25 protein-coding genes, 3 tRNA genes and 1 pseudogene are annotated in these 19,589 nt (G+C 63.4%); 12 read left to right on the top strand and 17 right to left on the bottom strand.

The features are described from left to right. Positions 1-254: 254 nt before the first annotated feature. Both V7Q81_RS05675 and V7Q81_RS05670 read left to right on the top strand, forming a co-directional pair. Positions 255-614 (top strand): hypothetical protein, encoded by a 360-nt coding sequence (locus tag V7Q81_RS05675; RefSeq protein ID WP_333840956.1) that lies wholly within the window; start codon positions 255-257, stop codon positions 612-614. A 91-nt stretch (positions 615-705) separates the two neighbouring features. Continuing rightward, positions 706-984 carry a hypothetical protein gene (locus V7Q81_RS05670; RefSeq protein WP_333840955.1) on the top strand — a complete coding sequence of 93 codons (279 nt, stop codon included), beginning with the start codon at positions 706-708 and terminating at the stop codon, positions 982-984. A gap of 85 nt (positions 985-1,069) precedes the next feature. On the opposite strand, the gene V7Q81_RS05665 is transcribed toward V7Q81_RS05670, so the two are convergent. The 7 genes from V7Q81_RS05665 to V7Q81_RS05635 form a co-directional block, all read right to left on the bottom strand. Then, the gene (locus V7Q81_RS05665; protein WP_333840954.1) at positions 1,070-1,222 is read right to left on the bottom strand and encodes a hypothetical protein; all 153 of its coding nucleotides are present in this window, start codon (positions 1,220-1,222) and stop codon (positions 1,070-1,072) included. A 129-nt stretch (positions 1,223-1,351) separates the two neighbouring features. After that, the gene (locus V7Q81_RS05660) at positions 1,352-3,808 is read right to left on the bottom strand and encodes an EAL domain-containing protein (RefSeq protein WP_333840953.1); all 2,457 of its coding nucleotides are present in this window, start codon (positions 3,806-3,808) and stop codon (positions 1,352-1,354) included. After that, positions 3,805-4,650 (bottom strand): phosphate/phosphite/phosphonate ABC transporter substrate-binding protein, encoded by an 846-nt coding sequence (locus V7Q81_RS05655; RefSeq protein WP_333840952.1) that lies wholly within the window; start codon positions 4,648-4,650, stop codon positions 3,805-3,807. The genes V7Q81_RS05660 and V7Q81_RS05655 overlap by 4 nt, the downstream gene beginning before the upstream one ends. 240 nt (positions 4,651-4,890) lie before the next feature. Further along, complete coding sequence (locus V7Q81_RS05650; protein ID WP_333840951.1) at positions 4,891-5,658, bottom strand: fumarylacetoacetate hydrolase family protein; 768 nt, start codon at positions 5,656-5,658, stop codon at positions 4,891-4,893. A gap of 16 nt (positions 5,659-5,674) precedes the next feature. Beyond that, a complete protein-coding gene (locus V7Q81_RS05645; RefSeq protein ID WP_333840950.1) occupies positions 5,675-6,406 on the bottom strand; it encodes a sulfite exporter TauE/SafE family protein in 732 nt (243 codons plus the stop codon). A 277-nt stretch (positions 6,407-6,683) separates the two neighbouring features. Then, positions 6,684-6,974, bottom strand: a complete 291-nt coding sequence (locus V7Q81_RS05640) for an acetate--CoA ligase family protein (RefSeq protein ID WP_333840949.1) — start codon at positions 6,972-6,974, stop codon at positions 6,684-6,686. A gap of 126 nt (positions 6,975-7,100) precedes the next feature. Continuing rightward, positions 7,101-8,546: an FAD-binding oxidoreductase gene (locus V7Q81_RS05635; protein WP_442954771.1), complete on the bottom strand. Its 1,446-nt coding sequence runs from the start codon at positions 8,544-8,546 to the stop codon at positions 7,101-7,103. 247 nt (positions 8,547-8,793) lie between these two features. Here V7Q81_RS05635 and V7Q81_RS05630 point away from each other — a divergent pair, with 247 nt between their 5' ends. Next, positions 8,794-9,579 carry a methyltransferase domain-containing protein gene (locus tag V7Q81_RS05630; protein ID WP_333840948.1) on the top strand — a complete coding sequence of 262 codons (786 nt, stop codon included), beginning with the start codon at positions 8,794-8,796 and terminating at the stop codon, positions 9,577-9,579. Positions 9,580-9,705: 126 nt separating this feature from the next. Here the strand turns inward: V7Q81_RS05630 and V7Q81_RS05625 are convergent. The 4 genes and pseudogenes from V7Q81_RS05625 to gltX form a co-directional block, all read right to left on the bottom strand. Continuing rightward, positions 9,706-11,386: pseudogene (locus V7Q81_RS05625) on the bottom strand (thiamine pyrophosphate-dependent enzyme). A 100-nt stretch (positions 11,387-11,486) separates the two neighbouring features. Beyond that, positions 11,487-11,562: transfer RNA gene (locus V7Q81_RS05620), tRNA-Glu, on the bottom strand. 13 nt (positions 11,563-11,575) lie between these two features. Next, positions 11,576-11,651: transfer RNA gene (locus tag V7Q81_RS05615), tRNA-Ala, on the bottom strand. Between the two features lie 62 nt (positions 11,652-11,713). Then, the gene (gltX, locus tag V7Q81_RS05610) at positions 11,714-13,108 is read right to left on the bottom strand and encodes a glutamate--tRNA ligase (protein ID WP_333840947.1); all 1,395 of its coding nucleotides are present in this window, start codon (positions 13,106-13,108) and stop codon (positions 11,714-11,716) included. A gap of 114 nt (positions 13,109-13,222) precedes the next feature. Between gltX and V7Q81_RS05605 the strand changes: the two genes are divergently transcribed. The 4 genes from V7Q81_RS05605 to V7Q81_RS05595 all read left to right on the top strand — a co-directional run bounded on the left by V7Q81_RS05605 (position 13,223) and on the right by V7Q81_RS05595 (position 14,629). Further along, a tRNA-Val gene (locus tag V7Q81_RS05605) sits at positions 13,223-13,297 on the top strand. A gap of 304 nt (positions 13,298-13,601) precedes the next feature. Then, positions 13,602-13,880: a helix-turn-helix transcriptional regulator gene (locus V7Q81_RS16085; RefSeq protein WP_442954770.1), complete on the top strand. Its 279-nt coding sequence runs from the start codon at positions 13,602-13,604 to the stop codon at positions 13,878-13,880. 276 nt (positions 13,881-14,156) lie between these two features. Next, positions 14,157-14,426, top strand: a complete 270-nt coding sequence (locus V7Q81_RS05600) for a hypothetical protein (protein WP_333840946.1) — start codon at positions 14,157-14,159, stop codon at positions 14,424-14,426. Further along, positions 14,423-14,629 carry a hypothetical protein gene (locus tag V7Q81_RS05595; protein WP_333840945.1) on the top strand — a complete coding sequence of 69 codons (207 nt, stop codon included), beginning with the start codon at positions 14,423-14,425 and terminating at the stop codon, positions 14,627-14,629. Before V7Q81_RS05600 ends, V7Q81_RS05595 begins: the two co-directional genes overlap by 4 nt. Positions 14,630-14,955: 326 nt before the next feature. On the opposite strand, the gene V7Q81_RS05590 is transcribed toward V7Q81_RS05595, so the two are convergent. From V7Q81_RS05590 to V7Q81_RS05575, 4 genes are all read right to left on the bottom strand, one after another. Beyond that, positions 14,956-15,339, bottom strand: a complete 384-nt coding sequence (locus V7Q81_RS05590; protein WP_333840944.1) for a hypothetical protein — start codon at positions 15,337-15,339, stop codon at positions 14,956-14,958. Positions 15,340-15,346: 7 nt separating this feature from the next. Further along, positions 15,347-15,793, bottom strand: a complete 447-nt coding sequence (locus V7Q81_RS05585; protein ID WP_333840943.1) for a hypothetical protein — start codon at positions 15,791-15,793, stop codon at positions 15,347-15,349. Between the two features lie 33 nt (positions 15,794-15,826). Further along, the gene (locus V7Q81_RS05580; RefSeq protein ID WP_333840942.1) at positions 15,827-16,072 is read right to left on the bottom strand and encodes a hypothetical protein; all 246 of its coding nucleotides are present in this window, start codon (positions 16,070-16,072) and stop codon (positions 15,827-15,829) included. A gap of 206 nt (positions 16,073-16,278) precedes the next feature. Beyond that, the gene (locus tag V7Q81_RS05575; RefSeq protein WP_333840941.1) at positions 16,279-16,515 is read right to left on the bottom strand and encodes a hypothetical protein; all 237 of its coding nucleotides are present in this window, start codon (positions 16,513-16,515) and stop codon (positions 16,279-16,281) included. A gap of 325 nt (positions 16,516-16,840) precedes the next feature. Here V7Q81_RS05575 and V7Q81_RS05570 point away from each other — a divergent pair, with 325 nt between their 5' ends. The 5 genes from V7Q81_RS05570 to V7Q81_RS05550 are packed head-to-tail and all read left to right on the top strand — an operon-like array spanning position 16,841 to position 18,847. Continuing rightward, positions 16,841-17,083 carry a type II toxin-antitoxin system Phd/YefM family antitoxin gene (locus V7Q81_RS05570; protein ID WP_333840940.1) on the top strand — a complete coding sequence of 81 codons (243 nt, stop codon included), beginning with the start codon at positions 16,841-16,843 and terminating at the stop codon, positions 17,081-17,083. 5 nt (positions 17,084-17,088) lie between these two features. Beyond that, the gene (locus V7Q81_RS05565; protein WP_333840939.1) at positions 17,089-17,508 is read left to right on the top strand and encodes a type II toxin-antitoxin system VapC family toxin; all 420 of its coding nucleotides are present in this window, start codon (positions 17,089-17,091) and stop codon (positions 17,506-17,508) included. Between the two features lie 55 nt (positions 17,509-17,563). After that, complete coding sequence (locus V7Q81_RS05560) at positions 17,564-17,818, top strand: FitA-like ribbon-helix-helix domain-containing protein (protein ID WP_333840960.1); 255 nt, start codon at positions 17,564-17,566, stop codon at positions 17,816-17,818. After that, complete coding sequence (locus V7Q81_RS05555) at positions 17,815-18,231, top strand: type II toxin-antitoxin system VapC family toxin (protein ID WP_333840938.1); 417 nt, start codon at positions 17,815-17,817, stop codon at positions 18,229-18,231. The genes V7Q81_RS05560 and V7Q81_RS05555 overlap by 4 nt, the downstream gene beginning before the upstream one ends. Before the next feature lie 4 nt (positions 18,232-18,235). Next, positions 18,236-18,847 carry a hypothetical protein gene (locus V7Q81_RS05550; RefSeq protein WP_333840937.1) on the top strand — a complete coding sequence of 204 codons (612 nt, stop codon included), beginning with the start codon at positions 18,236-18,238 and terminating at the stop codon, positions 18,845-18,847. Positions 18,848-18,882: 35 nt separating this feature from the next. Here the strand turns inward: V7Q81_RS05550 and V7Q81_RS05545 are convergent, their stop codons facing one another. After that, complete coding sequence (locus tag V7Q81_RS05545) at positions 18,883-19,146, bottom strand: hypothetical protein (protein WP_333840936.1); 264 nt, start codon at positions 19,144-19,146, stop codon at positions 18,883-18,885. A 45-nt stretch (positions 19,147-19,191) separates the two neighbouring features. Then, entirely contained in the window at positions 19,192-19,392 is a 201-nt protein-coding gene (locus tag V7Q81_RS05540) for a hypothetical protein (protein WP_333840935.1), read from the bottom strand. Positions 19,393-19,589: the final 197 nt, after the last annotated feature.

Genomic DNA, 19,589 nt, shown 5'->3' with positions numbered 1-19,589 from the left:
CTTTGCCTTCTTTGACCCCGAACGCAGCCCGCCCCGGCGCGATTTGACCAATTGTCAAAATGTGTTAAAAAGAAATTAACTTAGGGCTCCCAGCAGAGGGCCCGAGGGTTTATGTTTCCGAAAGCCGAGGATTCCGTTTGAGGGGGGAGGCTCATCCGGTCCTTCCCTCGGCGCCATTCGTTTCACGAGCGGCCACCTACGCTTCACACCCGTGCAACCCGCTGAAGATATCGTTGGCGACATGGAGGAGCCGGATGGAAACCCATTACGAAGAGTACGAGATCGTGCGCGTGGTGAGCGATACACGCCTCATCGACTCGGAGTCCTACGAGCGCATTTACTGGCGGCCCGACGGTAAACCCGTCGCCCCCGGCTTCTACGTGGTGGCGTGGCCGCGCGGGGCGGACCCGACCCGCTACGACGAGCGGGCCGAATTCCTGGGGCCTTACCGCTGGGTCGAAGGCGCCCTCGTCGCCCTGGCTCAGTTGAAGAGCGGGCAACGCCGCACCGCCCCGCCCCAGCACCTGAGCCGTTGGGACACGCCGGCCACAGCATCGCCGCCGGAATCTCGGAACCTTCCGGACGAGCGCCCCCCTTCGCAGCCCAACCGCTGAAACATCGGGGTTCGACCTCGGCGGGTCCGGGGTGCGGGACGGGGTGGCATCGCCTACAATAATGCGTTCAGCCCTTGACCGGAGCACCCCAATGCACGAGCCGAATCCGCTAGAGGACGCAGGCCAGCGGGCGGATTGCTTGCTCGCCCAGGCGTCCGAGGAAGAGCTGGCCGAGACGGTACGCCTGCTGGCGCTCAGTGTCGCCCATTACCAGACACGCTACGGCGGGCTGCCCTTGGAGAAGGTTCATGTCGCGTCGCCCCCGGGCCAGCCAGGGGAGGCGGCACTGGAAGCGCGGGGGATGGAAATTCTTGCCGAGGTGCTGGGCCGCGTCCGCTCGGCGTTCTCCCCGGCCTGCTCGATCCACTAGCCGAGCCGCTTCGACCAGAAGGCGACCGCCGGGGAAAACAAAAGCCGCCCCTGCGGGCGGCTTTGAGTGAATCTGTTTGTCTTTTTTAGTCGCTCCCGAACTGGCTCAGCCAGGCTTCGTCATAGTCGGCGAAAGAGGCGGCCTCGGCCGAAACCTCCGGCGCCACGAACTCCACCTTGACCAAATCGCCGTCCACCTCAGGGTACTCGAGCTGAACTTCTTCCAGCGAGAATTTCATCGTCCCCTCCTTCGTCAGCGTCGCCTGGGATCATGCGCCTGAGCATTCTCTGCCCGCGACGAAGCGGGGATCAATCGCTTTATCTGATGGCTACGATAAGGAGGCCAGCCGGCCCTGTGCTGAAGGCTCTTAGCCGGTCACGAGCCGCAATCCGGCCCCCGGACGGCGATGGCCGCCCACCGCCTCGATGGGCTCGGGCATGTGCACGGCGAAGCCCTGCACGTAATCCACGCCGATGGTCTTGAGCATCCCCAGGGTGACCTCGTTCTCCACCCATTCGGCGATGGTGCGAATGCCCATGACGTGGCCAATATCGTTGATCGCCCGAACCATGGCGCAGTCGATGGGATCGGTAGCCATGTCCTTGACGAAACCGCCATCGATCTTCAGGTAGTCCACCGGCAAGTTCTTGAGATAGGCGAAAGAGGACAAGCCGCTGCCGAAGTCATCCAGCGAAAAGCGGCAACCGAGCTCCTTGAGCTCCCGGATCACCTTGCTCGCCCGCGTCAGATTGGCAATGGCGGCCGTCTCGGTGATCTCGAAGCAGATGGCGCGCGGCTGCACCTGGTGGCGCTTGAATTGCTCGTGGATGAAGGCGAGGATGTGATCATCGGAAATGGAAGCGCCCGAAAGGTTGATGGAAAGCATGGGCAGGCGCGCGCACGAGGCCGCAAGCGCCCGCCATCGGCTGAAGGCGAGGGTCATCACGCACTGGTCAATGGTGTGCATGAGGCCGTAGCGCTCCGCCGCAGGGATGAAGGACATGGGAGGCACCAGTCCTCCCCCCTCATCCACCATGCGCACCAGCACCTCGTAGTGCTCCTCGCCGGTGCCGTCGAACCGAAGGCCCAGGATACGCTGACAATAGAGGCGGAAGCGGTTTTCCTCGAAGGCGCGGGTGATGCGGGACACCCACTGCATCTCGCCCCGGCGCTGGGCCAGCTCGTTGTCGTCGGGCCGGTACGCTTGGACCCGGTTGCGGCCCTTGTCCTTGGCCGAGTAGCAGGCAGCGTCCGCGGCGCCAAGGAGGCTTGCCGCGCTCTCTCCGTCCCCGGTGATCGCCACCACCCCGATGCTGATACCGCTGGCGAAGGTCTTGTCCTGCCAGGCGAAGCGGAAGTTGGCGAGTGCCCGCCGCAGCTTCTCCGCCACCTGCAGCGCCTGGGGGAGGTCGCAGCCCTGGAGCAGGACGCCGAACTCGTCACCGCCCAGGCGCGCCAGCGTGTCGGATTCGCGGATCTCGCTCTCCAGGAGCGAGGCCACTTGACGCAGCAGCTCGTCCCCCGCCACGTGGCCGCAGGTGTCGTTCACCACCTTGAACTGATCCAGATCGAGGTACAGCAAGGCATGCTCGCGGCCCTGGGTCTGGGCGTCCTCCACCAGTGCCCGAAGCCGTCGATCGAACTCCAGCCGGTTGACGAGCCCAGTGAGGGCATCGTGGCTCGCCTGCCACGAGAGCTGGTGGGCGAGCTTGCGCGATTCCCCCACGTCGCGGAATACCAGCACCACGCCGATGATCTCTCCCTCCCGATTGCGAATGGGGGCCGCAGTGTGCTCGATAGGCCAGCGTTGGCCTTCCCGGGAGATCAATACCGCGTGCGCCTCGGACTCGGTGGCCTGTCCTTGCCTCAACACCGACGCGACAGGATCCTCGATCCTTTCCCCCGAGGATTCCTGCACTACGTAGAAGATTCGGGATAGGGGCGCACCGCGAACTTCCTCTGTTTTCCAGCCAGTCAGCTTTTCCGCCATGGGATTGAGATAGTCCACCTCTCCCTGGGTATTGGTGGTCACCACGGCGTCAGCGATGGAGGCAAGGGTCACCTGGGCCCGTTCTTTTTCGGCGAACAGAATCTCCCGCGCCTGCTTGCGCTCGGCCATGTCGCGGGCGATCGACTCGGCCATGTGATTGAAGGCATGAATGGTGGCCAACACCTCCGGGGGGCCGTCGGGCTCGATGCGCACCGAGTAATCGCCTTGGCCGAAGCGCGCGGCAGACGAGGCGAGCGCGTAAAGGGGCCGCAGGCCGTTATTGGCGATCGCCAGCGTCACGCCAAAGAAGATGCCGAGAAGAAACAGCAGCAACTGGAACATTTCCATGGACTGCTGCCAGAGATGATTGAGGGTGGCGGTGGGATCGGTGCGGATGAGCACCCGGCCGTAGGGCTCGCCGCCCACCACGATCTGGACCGCTTCCTCCTGGGGCCGGATGTCGGCCCAGCGCACGAACCAGTCGGGGGCGATGCCCTCCTCCTTCGGGCTGGAGGCGCTCAAGGGATTGCCCACGTTGTCGATCCAGCTCACCAGGGCGATGTCCCGCTGGCCCACTCGTGCATCGAGGATCTGCTGGATCAGGGCGTAGTCGCCGATGACCGCCTGCTCGGTCACGGCCGGCGTGAGGGATTCCACCTCGTATTTGACTTTCTCGCTCAGCTCGACCCGGTTGCGCTCCACCTCGTTCACGATGATGCTGTAGAGCAGCACTGCGCCGGAAAGGGCCAGGGCTATCCCGGAGCCCAGCATGAGGCGGGCGGACAGGCTCAAATCCCGCCACAGGCGCGCACATCCCGGACGAGCCACGCTCATTCCCCCTTCACCAGGCTGGTGCGGTAGAAGCGGCGCACGTTGTCGAACTCCGCGTCTTCTGCCGCGACGAATCCGTACGGGGGCTTCTGCTTCACCAGCTCGGCGCTGGCGGCGAGGATGCGGGCGCCTTCGGGATCGGCCGCCATGTGGATCAGGGCTTCGCGCACCTTGGCCACTTTGTCCTTGGGCACCGAAGGATGGACCGAGATGGGGATGTTCAGGTACTTCTCCGAGCTCCACAGCACCCGGTATTCCACCTGCTCTCGGTGGGCAAAATCCCGCATGATCTGGGAATTGACCCCCGCGGCCACCACCCGGCCCGCTTTGAGCTGGCCCATGGCGCCTTCCTGATTGCCCGCGAACAGGGGCTTAACGGTGATGCCAGCACGCAGCAGAGCGTCCATGGGCACGTAATAGCCCACGAACGCCACCTGGGAGGGAAACACCACTTCCCTGCCCTCCAGCGCCTGCAGGGACTGGATATCCGAGGATGCCAGCACCACGATCTGGCCTTGGATGGCCTCCTCCCGGGGACGGGCAATGACCCGGTAGCCGACCACGTCGTTGTCGGCTTTGAAATTGTGGTTGGAGTAGATGAAGTCGAATTCGCCCCGGCCGATCATGGCCGAGTGTTCGGGACCGGTCTTGGCCAGCTTGAGGACCAGCGGAACGCCGCTTTTTTCGCTGACGTAGCGCAGGATGGGGTTCCAGTACTGGGCCGTCAGGATCGGGCTACGCTGGGTGATGACGCCGAAGGAATAGAGCTTTTCCTGACCCCAGAGGCTTCCCGTGCCCAGGGCGGCGAACAGCGCCACCGCCCCTGCCCATGCTCTGCGTTTCATTTTTGTCTCCTGTTGCCAGCGCCTTTGGGCGGCTAGAGCGATCCGCTTCGGACCCGTCCTTCGGCGCCTGCCGCCAGAAAGGGTCAGCCGCGCCCCACTGCCTTTTCACCGACTCCGGCGCCTGCGCCGAGGCTATGATCCGCAAGGAGTTGGGGCAACCGGTCCGCGGCCTCAGGCCACTCACGGTGCCCTGGACCCCAGCCGGAAACCAATGCAACCGCTCTCATCACCAAGCAAGACCTATGCCACGGTGTTGACCAAGGAGCCGATCCCGGCGATGCGGATCTCCACCGTGTCCCCGATCTGGATCGGATCCGCCCCCAAAGAGGTGCCACAGGCGATCACATCGCCGGGCTCCAGGGTCATGGTGTGGGAGATGGAAGCCACGATCTCGAAAGGATTGAGCACCAAGTCCGCCACGGGGTAGTCCTGGTGCTTAACCCCGTTGATGAAGGATTCGACAGTGAGTGCCATGGGGTCGACATCGGTGGCGATCACCGGTCCGAAGATGCTGAAGGTGTCGAAGCCCTTGGCCCGGGTGTACTGGGGGAAGGTCGAGTCGCGCTGCACCACGTCCTGGGCGGTCACGTCGTTCACCACGGTGTAGCCGAAAATCGCCTCACGGGCTTGCTCCGGGCTGAGGCCCCGGGTCCGACGGCCAATGACGATACCCAGTTCCCCCTCCAGCACCACCCGCTCGCTCAAGCCCCGGGGGTAAAGGATGACATCGCCATGGGTGGCGAAGCTCGCCCGGGGCTTGAGGAAATAGAGCGCTTCGCGCGGGGTCTCCCGCCGGAGCTTGGCGATCTGGGCGCGCGAGTTGTTCCACAAAGCGATCATGGCGGAAGCGTCGGACGGGGGCAAAAGCTTCACCTGCTCAAGCGCTAAGCGCCTTCCGCTCGGGCGGGAACGGTGGAACATGTCGCCCTCATGGACATGCACAATCCCTTTCTCGGAAAGCACGCCGAAGCCCGCCCTGCCGTCTGCCTGAAACCGTACGAACTTCATGGATCTCCTCCCTTTCTCAGGCTATTACCTTGAATATCAATGACATGCCCGTTCCGACCAGGAACACTCCCACCACACGGATCAACGCCTCTTTGGAGATGTTGAGGTGCACCCGATTGCCCAGGTACAGTCCCAGCAACATGGGGATGAGCCCGAGGGCGATGGCCCATAGGGTTTCCTGGCGCAGGAGCAAACCGGCTGCAACGAAAAGGGCCAGGCGAAACCCTCCATCCAGCACGAACAGCCAAGAAAAAGTGGCGCGCACCTCGGTCTTGTCTTCCAGCCGATGGGTGAGATAGATGATGTAGGGCGGCGCGCTGGTGCCAAAGAGGGCCCCCGCTCCGCTGCCCACCAGTCCCGTAGGCAGCGCCCAAAGCGCCGAGATCCGTCCTTCCGGCTTGATGCCCAGGGCGTTGCGCGCACCGAAGAACACCGTGAACAGCCCGAGGGAGGCCAGCACCAGGGCTGAGGGAAACTGGGTCAGAGCGTAGAGGCCGGCCATGGCCCCGATCAGGCCGAAGGGCAACAGTCGCCTGATCTCGGCCCAGTTGGTTTGCTTCGAGTTGATGCCCCCGAGAATGAAGGAGGCAACGAAATCCAGCGTCATCACCAGCGGCACGACGAACTGGAGGGGTTTTCCCATAGCCATTAGGGGCACCGCGATGAGCCCGGAGCCGAAGCCCGTCAGCCCGCGGACGAAGTAAGCGCCCAGCAAGATCGCGAAAACCCACAGCAGCTCCCCCGTCATGGCCGTCCCCCTCCCTGTCCCCCGTGCCCGCGTGGCGCGACTTATGGTATGGCCGCCTGGGCGCGGCACATGGTAGCACAGAGCCGGATCGGGTCCGGTCGGCCGTTGAGGCATCCAAACGATCGCTGAATGACATCGGATTGGGTCGCGGCAGACCCACGGACGGCCACGCAAAACGAGGCGCCCCCCGCGAGGGGGCAAGGGTTCACGGCCGCAAAGAAAGGAAACCCGAGGATCGGAAGTCGGAGTTGCGGGACCTCCGGCATCCCCGCAAGGCTCAGGGTCCTGGCGAAGGCGGCTGGTTCAACACCAGCAGGAAATCCACCGCCACGGCGCCGCGGGCGGAGAGCAGCCCCGGATTGAGACCCAGTTCCCCCAAGCGGCTGCCCGCCGCCGCCCCGAAGCGGGAAACCGCGTGCCGCCGAGCCACCAAGGCCGTCCGGTCAACCGGAGGGCGTCCCCGCACTCCCTGGAGGGCCGCGTGACCCTTGCGCTCCTCCCGCATCGACTCCGACTCCCGCGCCGTCAAAGGGCATTGGCGAAACACCACCTCCCTGCGCATCTCCACCCGCACGCTCCCGACCGATCCCCCACCTCTTGTTCTGGATCACCAGCAAAAATGGCCGCCGCGCAAATGTTCAGAGGAAGCGCCCGCCGCAGCAGCCGCCGTCCGGTCATCCCCCTCAGCGGCGGCTCAAACCACCTTGCCAGGGTTCATGAGATGGTGGGGATCCAGGGTGTGCTTGATCGCCCGCATCAGCTCCAGCTCGAGCGGGCTCTTGTAACGCTGGATCTCTTCCCGCTTGAGCTGCCCCAGTCCATGCTCGGCACTGATGGAGCCCCCTAACCGGGACACGCAGTCATAGACGATGCGATTGACCGGCCCCGGGTCTTCCACCAGGCGAGCGTTCAAGACCGGATCCGCCATGGAGACGTTGTAATGGATGTTACCGTCGCCGATGTGGCCAAAGGCGACGATGCGCACCCCGGGAAACGCCTCTTCCAGGGCCCGGCTCGCCTCGTCGATGAAACGGGGCACCTGGGACACGGGCACCGAAACGTCGTGCTTGATGCTGACGCCCTCTTGCTTCTGCGCCTCCGCCATGGCATCGCGCAAGCGCCACAAGGCCTCGGCCTGGGCCTCGCTCTGGGCGAGCACGGCATCGAGCACCCTCCCTTGCTCGAGTGCCTCCTCCAGCGCTTCCAGCAAGCGCGCGTTCAGCGCCTGCGGCTTGCCGTTATCGGAGAGCTCCGCTAGGAGATACCATGGGTAGGGTTGCGACAGGGGATCGGACGTCCCGGGAATGTGCTTGAGCACCAGCGCCAGAGAAAGGCGGGACATGAGCTCGAAGCTGGTGATGCGCTCGCCCAGGGCGGCACGCAGCTCCGAGAGGAGCTCCACTGCCCGCTGGGGGCTTTCGATTCCCAGAAACGCAGTCGCAGTGGCCGTCGGCCACGGAAAGAGCTTGAGCACGGCGGCGGTGATCACGCCCAAGGTGCCTTCGGCCCCGATGAAAAGCTGCTTCAGATCGTAACCAGTGTTGTCCTTGCGCAAGCCACGGAGCCCGTCCCAGACGCGCCCATCGGGCAACACCACCTCCAGCCCCAGCACCAGGTCGCGGGCGTTGCCGTAGCGCAATACCGCCTCGCCGCCAGCGTTGGTGGAGAGGTTGCCCCCGATCTGGCAGCTTCCTTCGGCGCCCAGGCTCAAAGGAAACAGGCGCTGGGCATTGCGCGCCGCTTCCTGGACCGACGCCAGCACGCAGCCCGCCTCCACGGTAATGGTGTTGTTGTCCGCGTCGAGCGCCCGGATGCGGTTCATGCGGGCAAGCGATAGCACGATCTGGCGCCCTGGATAGGCGCTCGCAGCCAGGGGTACCGAGCCACCGCACAAGCCGGTGTTGCCCCCCTGGGGTACGATGGCCACCCGCTCCCGGACGCAGCGCCTCACCACCTCTGCGACTTGCTCAGTGGAAGCCGGCCGTACCACCAGCTCCGCCGCTCCGCGGTAGCGGCCGCGCCAGTCGGTGAGGTAGGGCGCCATCTCATTGGGGTCGGCAATCACCCCCTGGGGACCCACGATGGCCACCATCGCCTCATGAAGCGCTTTGGTTTCCGGGGTCAAGACCACCTCTGCCATTCACCGCACCTCGCTTCGAGCGTCGGCCCACTGTAGCAAAGGCCGGTCATGCCCAGCAATGAGGCTCCCGCACCGAAGGTTGCCAAGTCTCCGAAACGCCGGGTTTCCATCCGTCGATCCCGGGTCCGGTCCCGTCGGCCGCCGTGGAGACGGCCGTCAAGAGGCCGGCTCGAAACCCGGCCGGGAACCCTTTGCCTGTCCCGCGCGTCATGGGCCACACCCGACAATCCCAAACGAGGAGGCAGCGATGGGTACGCCTACTTTTGCCACCCCAGTGAACCGCGTTGAGCTCGAGCGGAAGGTGAAAGAAATGTACCAGCGGGTCGCCCTGGAGCCGACCGGGGAGTTCCATTTCGAGATGGGACGTGGCCTTGCGCTACGCCTGGGCTACGCGCCCGAGGACCTGGATCGCATCCCGCAGGAGGCCATCGACTCCTTCGCTGGGGTGGGATATCACTTCGACCTTGCCCACCTCCAAGCTGGCGAGCAGGTGCTGGACTTGGGCAGCGGCTCCGGCATGGATACCTTCGTGGCCGCCCTCAAGGTCGGACCCCACGGTCGGGTCGTGGGCGTGGACATGACCGACGCCCAGCGCGCCAAGGCTGAGCGCCTGCGGGACGCAGCGGGTTTCACGCAAACGACTTATGTTCGAGGCTACATCGAGGCGCTTCCGGTGGAAGACGAAGGTTTCGATGCGGTGATCAGTAACGGCGTGATCAACCTTTCCGCCGACAAGCCCCAGGTGTTCCGCGAGGTGGCCCGCGTGTTGCGCCGGGGCGGACGGCTTGCCCTTTCGGACATCCTCTCCGAGAAGTGGTTGCCCGAGAGCGTGACGTGCAACGCCACCCTGTGGGCGGCCTGCATCGGGGGCGCCATGCAGCAGGAAGCCTATTTTGAGGCGATGCGGGCGGCCGGATTGCGCATCGTCCGCACCCGGGAGAACCCCCAGTACCGCTTCCTGACCGCGTCCGCCCAGAAGGCCTGCGCGACCTACGGGGTACGCAGCGTCTCGCTTCTCGCCGTGCGGGATTGAGTCGACGCTGCGCCCGCCGCCAGGAGGGGGCCGCCCGCGGGAGGGCGTCCACGTTCTTCGCTTGCGCCCAACGGTCAGGAAGCGGACATCGGCAGATCGAAGGCTCGCAAGCTGCCGCCCCCTGGCTTACCGACGCTTCGCCAGTGCTGCGCGGGGAATCGCTGTCAGGCTCGTACGCGACGTGATGGCGTCGGGATCGATCACCAGCTCGATCAAGGCAGGCCCCGTGGCCGAGAGCGCCCGCTCCAGGGCGGGTGCAAACTGCGCGTTGGAGCGCACCGTCTCGCCGTGGGCGCCGAAGGCGCGGGCGTAAGCAGCGAAGTCCGGGTTTTGGAGGTCCGTGCCACGCAGCCGGCGCGGGTATTCCCGCTCCTGGTGCATGCGGAGGGTGCCGTACCTGCCATTGTTTACCACCAGGAACAGGATCTTGAGCCCGTATTGGACGGCAGTGACCAGCTCCTGCCCGCTCATCAGGAAGCAACCATCGCCCGCAAAGCACACCACCGGGCGCTGCCGGCAGACCCGCTTGGCCGCGATGGCGACGGGCACCCCGTAGCCCATGGCACCGCCTGCGGGCGCGAGTTGGGTGCGAAATGGACCGTACTGCCCGTGCCGGTGCACCCAAGCGGTGTAGTTGCCCGCCCCGTTAGCAACGATGGTGTCGGGCGGGAGCACCACCCCCAGGTCACGGGCGACTTCGCCGAGGTTGAGGGTGCCCGGCATGGGCTCAGGTGCGAGCTCCGCCAAATAGTCTCTGCGGGCCGCTTCGAGCCATGCCTTCCAGCGCCAGCCGTCGGCGCGCACCTGGGCCTTCTCCGCAGCGGCGAAGGCCGCCATGCCGCTGTTCACCAGGCGCTTTGCCTGGAAGACGCCCCTAGCGCTTCGGCGCCCGCGTGAACGTGCACCAGCCGCTCGCGCGGCACGGGCGGCGTGATCAGGGTATAGCCGCCTGTGGTCCCTTCCCCGGGCGGGGCCCCACGGCGACCAGCACCTCGGCGTCCCCGGATGCGCCGGGCGAGGGCCGGGCTCATCCCGATGCCCCTGTGCCCCATGTCGTTGGGACGCCGATGGTCATACCAATCCTGGCGGCAAAAGGACACGCACACGGGGAGGCCGCAATTTTCAACGAACACGGCCATGTCGGCGCACGCCTGGGTCGGCCAGCCGCCGCCCTCCAGCATCACGAGGGGCCGATCGGCCTCAGCCAGCAGGCGCTCCAGTGCGGCGAGAGCTGATCCGGTCCCGGATAGGGGTGCGCGGTGCGGTAAAGGCCCGGCATCCGCCACGGTGGCGGTGGAGGCGAGCACGTCTTCCCGCACGGCAAGCACCACCGGCCCAGGGCGCCCGGCCACGGCGGTGTGGAAGGCATGGCTCGCCATTTCGGGGATGCGGTCGGCCCGGTTGCTCTGTGCCAGCCATTTCGCCATGGGAGCGAACAGGCGCCGGATGTCCACTTTCTGGAACGCTTGCCGCTCGGCGAAGCTCGACCTCACCTGTCCCACGCACAGGATCATGGGCGTCGAATCCTGACGGGCGGTGTGCACGCCGATGGCGGCGTTGCAAGCGCCCGGCCCTCGGGTAACGAAGCAGATCCCCGGCCGGTAAGCTTGCCCTAGGCTTCCGCCATATGGGCAGCGCCACCTTCGTGGCGGCATGCGACGAGACGAATCGCGTCGCGGGCGTCGTAGAGCACGTCCAGTGCCGGCAGGTGGCTTTCCCCCGGCACGCGGAACACGCGATCGACGCCGTGGATCTTGAGCGCGTCTACCAGCACTTGGCCACCGGTACGGGGCTTCAAACGGGGCATGGGGGGCAATGCTTGAAAGTCGGGAACGCAATCCCGCTCTTCCAGGAAAGGTTCGGGGCGGGGACCGGTGAGGCGGCTCGGCTCCGTGCCAGGGATCTCGTGGCGTCCCCTAGGGGATTCGAACCCCTGTTACCGCCGTGAAAGGGCGATGTCCTAGGCCTCTAGACGAAGGGGACGCAGTGGGTTGTCTGGTGGAGGTAAGCGGAGTCGAACCGCTGACCTTCGCAATGCCATTGCGACGCTCTCCCAGCTGAGCTATACCCCCACTGGAGCCGCGCATTATACCGTTCCCTCCAAGGCATGCAAAGGCTCGGCGCGGGGAGGGGCTTAAGGCGAAGCGATGGCCCGATCGAGCCGGGCAAGCACCGCTTCCCGCTTGAGCGCGGCCACGAGGGCGGTGATGTCGGGCGTCTTTTCCACCCCAGTCACGGCCACCCGCAAGGGCATCATGACCTCGGGCATCTTGAGGCCGCGGGCCGCCATGGTGTGCTGGACGGCTTGCTTGATGCCTTGAGGCGTCCATTCCGCCGAACGCAGCCGCTCCAGGAGATCGCGCAGCACCGCCCTGCCCCGCTCGTCGTAGTAACGGTCCCGCAACGCTGTGTCCACCGCCGGCGGCTCGGCCAGGGCGAGCAAGAGCGCTTCCAACTCGGAGAGCAAGGCTAGCGAGGGCTGGATCACCGCGATCATGGCAACCGGGTCCATGACCCGCTCGATACGGGCGTAGAGATCGGGGCTTTCCCGGGCCAGCCTGGCTGCCAGGTCCTGGGGAGCCATCCTGCGTAGGTGCTCTGCATTGAGCCAGCGCAGCTTCTCGGGATCGAAACGGGCGGGCGAGCGGCTGATGTGCCGCAGATCGAACCACTCGATGAACTGCGCCAGCGTGAAGACCTCATCATCGCCATGGGACCAGCCGAGCCGCGCCAGATAGTTGAGCAGCGCCTCCGGCAAGTAGCCCTCGTCCCGGTACTGCAGCACGCTCACCGCGCCGTGACGCTTGGACAGCCGCTCGCCGTCGGCCCCCAGAATCATCGGCACATGGGCGTACTGGGGCAGAGGTGCTCCCAGGGCCCGCAGAATGTTGATCTGGCGGGGCGTGTTGGCCACGTGGTCATCGCCCCGGATCACGTGGGTGATGCCCATGTCCAGGTCATCCACCACGACGCCGAAGTTGTAGGTAGGCACCCCGTCGGAGCGCAGGATGACCAGGTCGTCGAGCTCGCTGTTGGAGACCACGATGGGTCCCTTCACCAAGTCCTCGAAGACCACGTCCCCCTCGTCCGGGTTGCGGAACCGCACTACCGGCTTCACCCCTGGGGGAGGAGTCTTCCCGCGCGCTTTCTCCGGGCGCCAGCGGCCATCGTAGCGAGGCTTCTCGCCGCGGGCGCGTTGCGCCTCCCGCATCGCCTCCAACTCCTCCTTGCTGGCGTAGCAGTAGTAGGCGTGCCCGGCGCGCAGCAACTGCTCCGCCACCTCTCGGTAGCGGTCGAGCCGCTGCATCTGATGGTAAGGCCCCTCGTCCCAGACAAGTCCCAGCCAGGTCATGCCGTCCAGGATGGCCTGCACGGATTCCTGGGTGGAACGCTCCAGGTCCGTATCCTCAATGCGCAAGATGAACCGCCCGCCGTGCTTGCGGGCATAGGCCCAGGAATACAGGGCGGTGCGGGCGCCACCGATGTGCAGATAGCCAGTGGGGCTGGGGGCGAAGCGGGTGCGGACCATGGCGCTATTTTACGGGCAATCCCCCCGCGCCCGCGCAAAAAGCGTCAATCGATGGGGTTTGCCGCCGTCCGTTTGACCGGCCGAAAGCCTTTATGCTTTAATCTTTGGCTTTGTGGGTGGTTAGCTCAGCGGTAGAGCACTGCCTTCACACGGCAGGGGTCACTGGTTCGATCCCAGTATCACCCACCAAAATCCAACCACTTTTCAATAAGTTACAAATTCACGACTTCCCCCGTCGGCTGGTGTTTTGGGCCTTTTTTGGCACCTGAGTGTCCCAAAATTGTCCCACAGACCCCTTGTTGTTCCTAACGGTTCCACCCTCGCTGTCCCGCATTTGTCCCACGGCTATCTTCCTCCCTTCGCCGACGCACCACTGAAGGTTCGCCAAATCCCCATCCCCGAATCGCGTTCGTTCCGTGCGCATTTCCACCACAGTTCACGGCGTACGTTCATGTAACGTCCAATCCTGTCATTGGTTGTTCTGGAGTATCTGATGGACGACAACGAGCACAAGGAATCACCCTTGTTGATCGGGGTGCGTGAAGTGGCTCACCTGCTGGGGGCTGGAGAGAGCACGGTGCGCAAATGGTCCTCTGGACACCTGCCACCACCAGCAGGGTTTCCCCCATTTTTGAAGCTGGGCGCCAGGGTCGTGGTTCGTCGTAGAGACCTGGAGGCATGGGTCGCCAGCCTCGGCATCCCACCGCAAGCCGACCTCCAGCGCCCGCGAAGGGGTCGTCCTCGGAAGCAGTGGCCGAGCACCGGGCCCTGAAAAAACAAACGGGCGGCTTCAGGCCGCCCGTATGCGTCCGTTTCAGTGGCGCGTGTAATCGACCTCCCAACGGATGGCCTTCGGCCAGCCAATGACGACCCGCCCCACACGGTTGGGCTTCAGCGCGGATCCGCTCAAAAAGCGCATGCAACCACCTCCATTGGCGCCATCCCTCCCCGCTCTGAAGGACGGGGAAGGATGGTGCAGAAAGTCTTTTGCTTCCCTCTGTATGAAGTAGTGTAACATGTGTATGTGCATGTACATTTTGGAGGGGTCATGAAAACCGAACGAATCAGCGTGCTTGGCTCGCCGGAATTCAAGGCGTTCCTTACCAAGGAAGCCCAAAAGGAGGGGATCAGCATTTCCGAACTGGTTCGCCGCCGTTGCGAGCGTACCCCTTCGGAAGATGAGGCGATCTTGGCGAGCATGGCGGCAGAACTGAAACGAGCCGTGGCACAAGCAAAACGTTCTCTCGAGGAAGGATTGCAGGCCATCAGGGATGCGCTGGCAGAGGTCGAGGACAAGCGGCTGGAGAATGCACCGTGAGCGCGGTGAAGGAAGCAATAACGGCCATTCGGGATGCACTCAAACTGGCCGATGAAGTCAGGCAGGTCGGAGAGAGTCTGAAAGCCGTTGCGGCGGAATTACGCGACCACGAACGCCGTCTTACTCGGCTCGAGGCCAAGTGGGAGACGGCGGTTGAGCTTGCTGCGATCAGATCGGCGCGACTACCCGAGGATGGGAGTTGACTCCCCTCAGGCGGTCAAACCGCGCAAACCCAAAGGCTTGACATCCTCCCCCGCCTGAGGCGGGGGGATTCCTGCGTCGGTCATGCCGCAAGTCTCTCTATCCGGAGATGGTTGGCCGACCTCCAATCCAGCGGTGCTTCGATCACCGCAGGACTTCAGGCCTCGCGGCGGCCTGATTGGCTTCCATGACCAGACCGCACGACCGGCAGCGCAGCACGCTCCACGGCCTTCTCGCCGCCTCGCCAGATCCGCGCGAGGGGCACGCGCTGGACCACAATTCCAGCTCGCGCGCAGTGCTTCGCGAGCTCCGGCTTGTGGTGGCGCTTTTACCGCAAGAGATTGCCTACCTGCTCCAGATCCATTCTCTCGGTCGGCGGACTGCCATCACGACAGAGATTGATCCCGTAATCGATGCCAAACTCGGTCGTCTTGCCGTCCTGGGTGGGCACGTTGGCTTGCTTCAGTCTGACATTGAGACGCTTGCAACCTTCCTGTTTGAAACTCTTGATGGTCGTGACTTCGATCTCGACTGGCGACGTAGACTTGGTTGTCATAGCGAATTGATCGGCAATCGGGCCGCGTAATATTCCCGTCACGCGGCCGTCATGTGCGTCGATTGCTTCGAGCATGGCAGCCTTGGGGCTCCAATACTCCTGTGCAGCCACGGCCAGGGACGATCCCATCATTGCCGCCATTGCGACGAGATACACTCTTTTACTACTGCGCATTATTACCTTCCCCCGTGGCGCTCTTGGCAGCCTTCGTGTCCGGCACGCCATGGATTAAACCATGAATGGCGGCGTCCAACGCGGCATCGAGAAGAGAATCGGGTGTTTCAGAGGTCGTTGCCGCTGCCGTAACGCCGAATCCCATTTTCGCGGCCTGCTCTGTGTCGATCCTAACCGACAACTCCACAACACCCGGAGTTCTTGCGGAATCGGCCGCACTTTGGTGAATCAACCGAGTCAGCAGTGCCGCGCCCAGTCCGATAACAATTCCACCGGTCTGACTGCCGGTAAGCTGTGCGCCCTGTGACTGATGGCCTGCGTCAAGGTGCAAAACTCCTTTGCCAACCGCAGGTGTATTAACATCGAACCCTTCGCCGCGTTTGAGAGCCGGCGGTATGGCAGCCAGTCCTTTTCCGTAGACTTCATCCCCAAACAATCGTGGTGCCTTGCCGTCTTGTGGCACAGAAACTCAAGCAGCAATCACCACCTTGGTGGAAGCATCTGCAGGCTTGGCTACGATGGCATACCCCGCTTCTTTTAGCCGTTGAAGAACCCGCTCTTTCATCACGTCGCAGCCGAAGCATTTGACCCAAATGGACGCATCTTTGGATAGAGGCGTTACAGCTCCTTTCGGTGTATCGATGGCCGTCAGCACTTCCGCAAGCGCACTCGTGGATAGTAGAGCGACGGCCATGAACGCGGTCAGAATTCTCATTGCGACCCTCGTTGATAGTAGTTCTGCATCTTCTGCTGCACTACGCCCTGGATGTTCTGTTGTATCCCGGCGACGTTCGGCATCTTCACGTTTCGGCCGGTCAGCCTCCTGTAGAGAATCCGTGGCCGCGTCGGTCTAATGCTGAAAAGTCCCGCAGATGCCGACCGCGACAAACAGGATGGTCTTGATGTTCATGGCGCTTCCACTCAATGAATACTGCCGCACGGCATTCCGGAGACTGCCATCAGCTTGCCATACTCGACCTTGAGCGCGTCTGCGTTGTGCTGGATGTATTCGCTTAGCCGGTCCAGGCTTGCTTCCACATCCTTTCCGACAGGAAGCTTAGACTCCGCTAGGAAGCACATTACTTTCACCACTGCCAGCAAAGCATCGGCAGCTTGCCGAAGTCCTTCCTCGACTTCATCAATCGAAATATTGGTCATGTTGTTTCTCTCCTTTTGCTGTTCGCGACAGACACTAGCAAATCGTCCAACTGGAGCGACTAGCGAAAAGCGCACCGAAACGCCCTGTTTACGCACCTCCGGCACTCAGTTTCGGGGAAATGATCTCAAGCCCTGCTGGACAATCTACGGCTCTATAGGAAGCAGCTAAAGCCCCCGCCGTTTGTCCATGTCCACGTCATCCTTCCCGGCCTGAACGGCGGGGCTTGCCGCAATGCGATGGGGGCGGCCTACCGCCTTCCTGGCTTGACTCGTATCATACTAGATGATAATCTAGTTTGTAGGAAGATCAAAAAGAGGCCGCAAAATGGAAATTGGCTTGTTCGAGGCCAAAGCAAAACTGTCCCAGCTGCTCCGCCTGGCGCAGGCAGGCAATCGCATCACGATCACGGTACGCGGAAAGGCCGTGGCCGATCTATTGCCCCACCAGGGGGCCTCCTCGGACAAGGTCGCGGATGCCGCCGACACAATGCTTGCTTTCATGCGCGACCATAGGGAAACAGGCAGAGGCTTTGATCTGAAATCCCTCATCGAGGAGGGGCGCTCGTGAGTTTTGTGCTGGATGCCTGCGTCGCGCTGTTGTGGCTCGCGCCCGCCACGAACCCCGTTGGCGCGTCCTACGCGGAAAGGGTCTTGCATGCCATCAGGCATGGCGCGAAGATCCTCGCGCCCAACCTGTTCGCCCTGGAGGTTGCCAACGTGGCCGCCAAGCTGGAATCCAAAGGGATCATCCGCGAGGCAGATGCGCTGCGATACTTTTCCCTCCTTGGTCAGCTGGGGATTCGCTATGTGGAAACCTTGCCTTCCGCCGCCTTCGGCCAGATACTCCATCTTGCCAAGCAGCACCGGCTGTCTGCTTACGATGCCGCCTATCTCCATCTCGCTGTCACCCAAGGCATCGGAATTGCCACTTTGGATTCTGATCTGTCTCGAGCAGCGGAAGCGATGGGGGTAGACATTGCTCGATGGGCTTGACGCTTGATAGCATTGCATGCATAATGATTGCATCCTAACAGACAATGGTGTCATCATGGGCGCAATTACTATCAGAAACCTGCCAGACGAAATTCACCGGGCGCTGCGCGTGCGTGCGGCAATGCATGGCCGTAGCACCGAGGCGGAGGCGCGGCAGATTCTCGCCGAGGCCGTCATGCCGCAACGGCGCTTGCGCATGGGCGATGCCTTGGCCGCCATCGGCCGGAAGATCGGTTTGACCGAAGAGGATTTCGCCGTCCTTGAGAGTGTCCGGGATAAAACGCCGGCCAAGCCGACGAGGTTCGAGTGATCGTCCTCGATACCAACGTCGTCTCCGAGGCGATGAAGCCCACGCCGGACACGGCTGTACTAGCCTGGTTGAACGAGCAGGCGGCCGAGACGCTGTATCTGACGAGCGTAACGCTAGCCGAGTTGCTGTTCGGCATTCGGGCGCTGCCGACGGGCAAGCGCCAAAACTTGCTCGACCGTGCCCTGGAAGACTTGCTGGCACTGTTCGCGGATCGGGTACTGACCTTCGATGTCGAAGCAGCCCGCCACTATGCCGATCTGGCCGTCAAGACAAGAGCCAACGGTCGGCGGTTCTCGACTCCGGACGGCTACATTGCGGCCATCGCGGCATCCAATGGCTTCATGGTGGCAACCCGCGATGTCGCGCCTTTTCAGGCAGCCGGGTTGCCGGTCATCAATCCTTGGGAGTGCTAGCAACATGCACACCAGCAGCGTCGGTAAGGCAATCGTCGCGGCGACCGCTATCGGCCTGATCGCCTGGTTCGTCGCATCGGCCGTAAACGGCGAGGCCGCTACTGGCCGCGCCATTCTGGTGGCCGCTTTCGTCCCGCTCGTTCTGATCTGGAAGCCGCTACGCAAGCGCTTCAGCGGATGGGCGATCTTTGCCGCCTACGTCTTGATGGCGCTTGGAATCGCGCTCGTCGTCGTGTCCAAGAAACCTTACGACTGGGTTGCGCCTTTTCTTTTCACGACGGCCATTGCGGGCTTGGTTCTCTACTCCGGCCGCCTGAAGCCCATCGAGCAGCGCCGCATCGACGTTGCCTTCTGCGTCACTCACGGCCTCTGGGATCAGCTTGAGAAACAAGGCATTCCGCCCGAGGAAATCGAGCAGCTCAAGAAGCTGTCCCCCGAGGAAAGAGCGGGACTGATGGCGTCGTTCAAGAAGCTGCACTGGAACGCAGAGAACTGGCGGTCAGCCCACATGCGGTTCAACCCTGTTTCTGGACATGGAGATATGCGTAGATTTGATGACGACGATGGAACCGTCGACTTCTACCACGGCGACGCCAATGAATATCGCACTTTTTAGGCTGAGTGAGCCAGTATGGTAAGTGGTAACCATCATTATCTCGGCGGCGGCAGGTCATCCTTCTGGCTTTCTTGCCCCGCCTGCTCCGGCGCTGGCTGGATCACGACCGTCCGCTGACCGCCGCCGAGCAGATTTCCAAGGTTCGATCCTCCGGGCGTGGTGGTGAGCGGGCTGCCTTCGCCAGGCGATGCCGCCTCAGGCATCCCTGCGCCCGTCATCGGCTGTTGTGGGGGGCCAGATCCCAAGGCGCGGGCCACATCCTGCTTGGCTTCCTCGGCGGCACTTTCGAAAGTGTTCATGGCGCCGTAAACAACCTCCCGGCCCGCGCCGCTATCTGAAAGCTGCTAACCCGCCATGTCTCCGGCAGCAATGCCGACTTTGACACCATCGCGCATTCCCGCTGCGATACCAGCTTCGATCGCTTCCTGTCTAGCCTGGTTGGCGACGATGCCTGTCAACCCAGGATAGTTGTATCCAACAGCAGTCGTTGCGTTTTCTGCCATGATGGCCTCGGCAGCAGCGCTTCCTGCTTTTTCGCCAGCCACTCGCCCCACGGCAGCCCCTGCCGCACGTCCGATTGCACCACCCCCCGCGAGGGTGCCCGCAAAAACTGCCGTATCGATTAGCGCATCCTTGGTGTCCCCCGTATAAGATCAGCTGGCCGATGGTCGCCACAAGTGCAAACGTTGCGGCGACCGGTCTCGCTTTCGCAGCGTGTGGTCGGCCAGTCGGCTGAACGATG

The sequence above is a fragment of the Pelomicrobium sp. genome, from assembly GCF_036803785.1.
GTDB lineage: Bacteria > Pseudomonadota > Gammaproteobacteria > Burkholderiales > UBA6910 > Pelomicrobium.
The sequence above is the reverse complement of the archived record's forward strand: the minus strand, read 5'-3'. Positions and strand labels throughout refer to the sequence as shown.

Excerpts from the sequence above, each read along its gene's own strand:
- V7Q81_RS05675 (WP_333840956.1), top strand. The coding sequence starts at position 255 with ATGGAAACCCATTACGAAGAGTACGAGATCGTGCGCGTGGTGAGCGAT.
- V7Q81_RS05670 (WP_333840955.1), top strand. The coding sequence starts at position 706 with ATGCACGAGCCGAATCCGCTAGAGGACGCAGGCCAGCGGGCGGATTGC.
- V7Q81_RS05665 (WP_333840954.1), bottom strand. The coding sequence starts at position 1,222 with ATGAAATTCTCGCTGGAAGAAGTTCAGCTCGAGTACCCTGAGGTGGAC.
- V7Q81_RS05660 (WP_333840953.1), bottom strand. The coding sequence starts at position 3,808 with ATGAGCGTGGCTCGTCCGGGATGTGCGCGCCTGTGGCGGGATTTGAGC.
- V7Q81_RS05655 (WP_333840952.1), bottom strand. The coding sequence starts at position 4,650 with ATGAAACGCAGAGCATGGGCAGGGGCGGTGGCGCTGTTCGCCGCCCTG.
- V7Q81_RS05650 (WP_333840951.1), bottom strand. The coding sequence starts at position 5,658 with ATGAAGTTCGTACGGTTTCAGGCAGACGGCAGGGCGGGCTTCGGCGTG.
- V7Q81_RS05645 (WP_333840950.1), bottom strand. The coding sequence starts at position 6,406 with ATGACGGGGGAGCTGCTGTGGGTTTTCGCGATCTTGCTGGGCGCTTAC.
- V7Q81_RS05635 (WP_442954771.1), bottom strand. The coding sequence starts at position 8,546 with ATGGCAGAGGTGGTCTTGACCCCGGAAACCAAAGCGCTTCATGAGGCG.
- V7Q81_RS05630 (WP_333840948.1), top strand. The coding sequence starts at position 8,794 with ATGGGTACGCCTACTTTTGCCACCCCAGTGAACCGCGTTGAGCTCGAG.
- gltX (WP_333840947.1), bottom strand. The coding sequence starts at position 13,108 with ATGGTCCGCACCCGCTTCGCCCCCAGCCCCACTGGCTATCTGCACATC.
- V7Q81_RS16085 (WP_442954770.1), top strand. The coding sequence starts at position 13,602 with ATGGACGACAACGAGCACAAGGAATCACCCTTGTTGATCGGGGTGCGT.
- V7Q81_RS05600 (WP_333840946.1), top strand. The coding sequence starts at position 14,157 with ATGAAAACCGAACGAATCAGCGTGCTTGGCTCGCCGGAATTCAAGGCG.
- V7Q81_RS05580 (WP_333840942.1), bottom strand. The coding sequence starts at position 16,072 with ATGAGAATTCTGACCGCGTTCATGGCCGTCGCTCTACTATCCACGAGT.
- V7Q81_RS05575 (WP_333840941.1), bottom strand. The coding sequence starts at position 16,515 with ATGACCAATATTTCGATTGATGAAGTCGAGGAAGGACTTCGGCAAGCT.
- V7Q81_RS05570 (WP_333840940.1), top strand. The coding sequence starts at position 16,841 with ATGGAAATTGGCTTGTTCGAGGCCAAAGCAAAACTGTCCCAGCTGCTC.
- V7Q81_RS05560 (WP_333840960.1), top strand. The coding sequence starts at position 17,564 with ATGGGCGCAATTACTATCAGAAACCTGCCAGACGAAATTCACCGGGCG.
- V7Q81_RS05550 (WP_333840937.1), top strand. The coding sequence starts at position 18,236 with ATGCACACCAGCAGCGTCGGTAAGGCAATCGTCGCGGCGACCGCTATC.
- V7Q81_RS05545 (WP_333840936.1), bottom strand. The coding sequence starts at position 19,146 with ATGAACACTTTCGAAAGTGCCGCCGAGGAAGCCAAGCAGGATGTGGCC.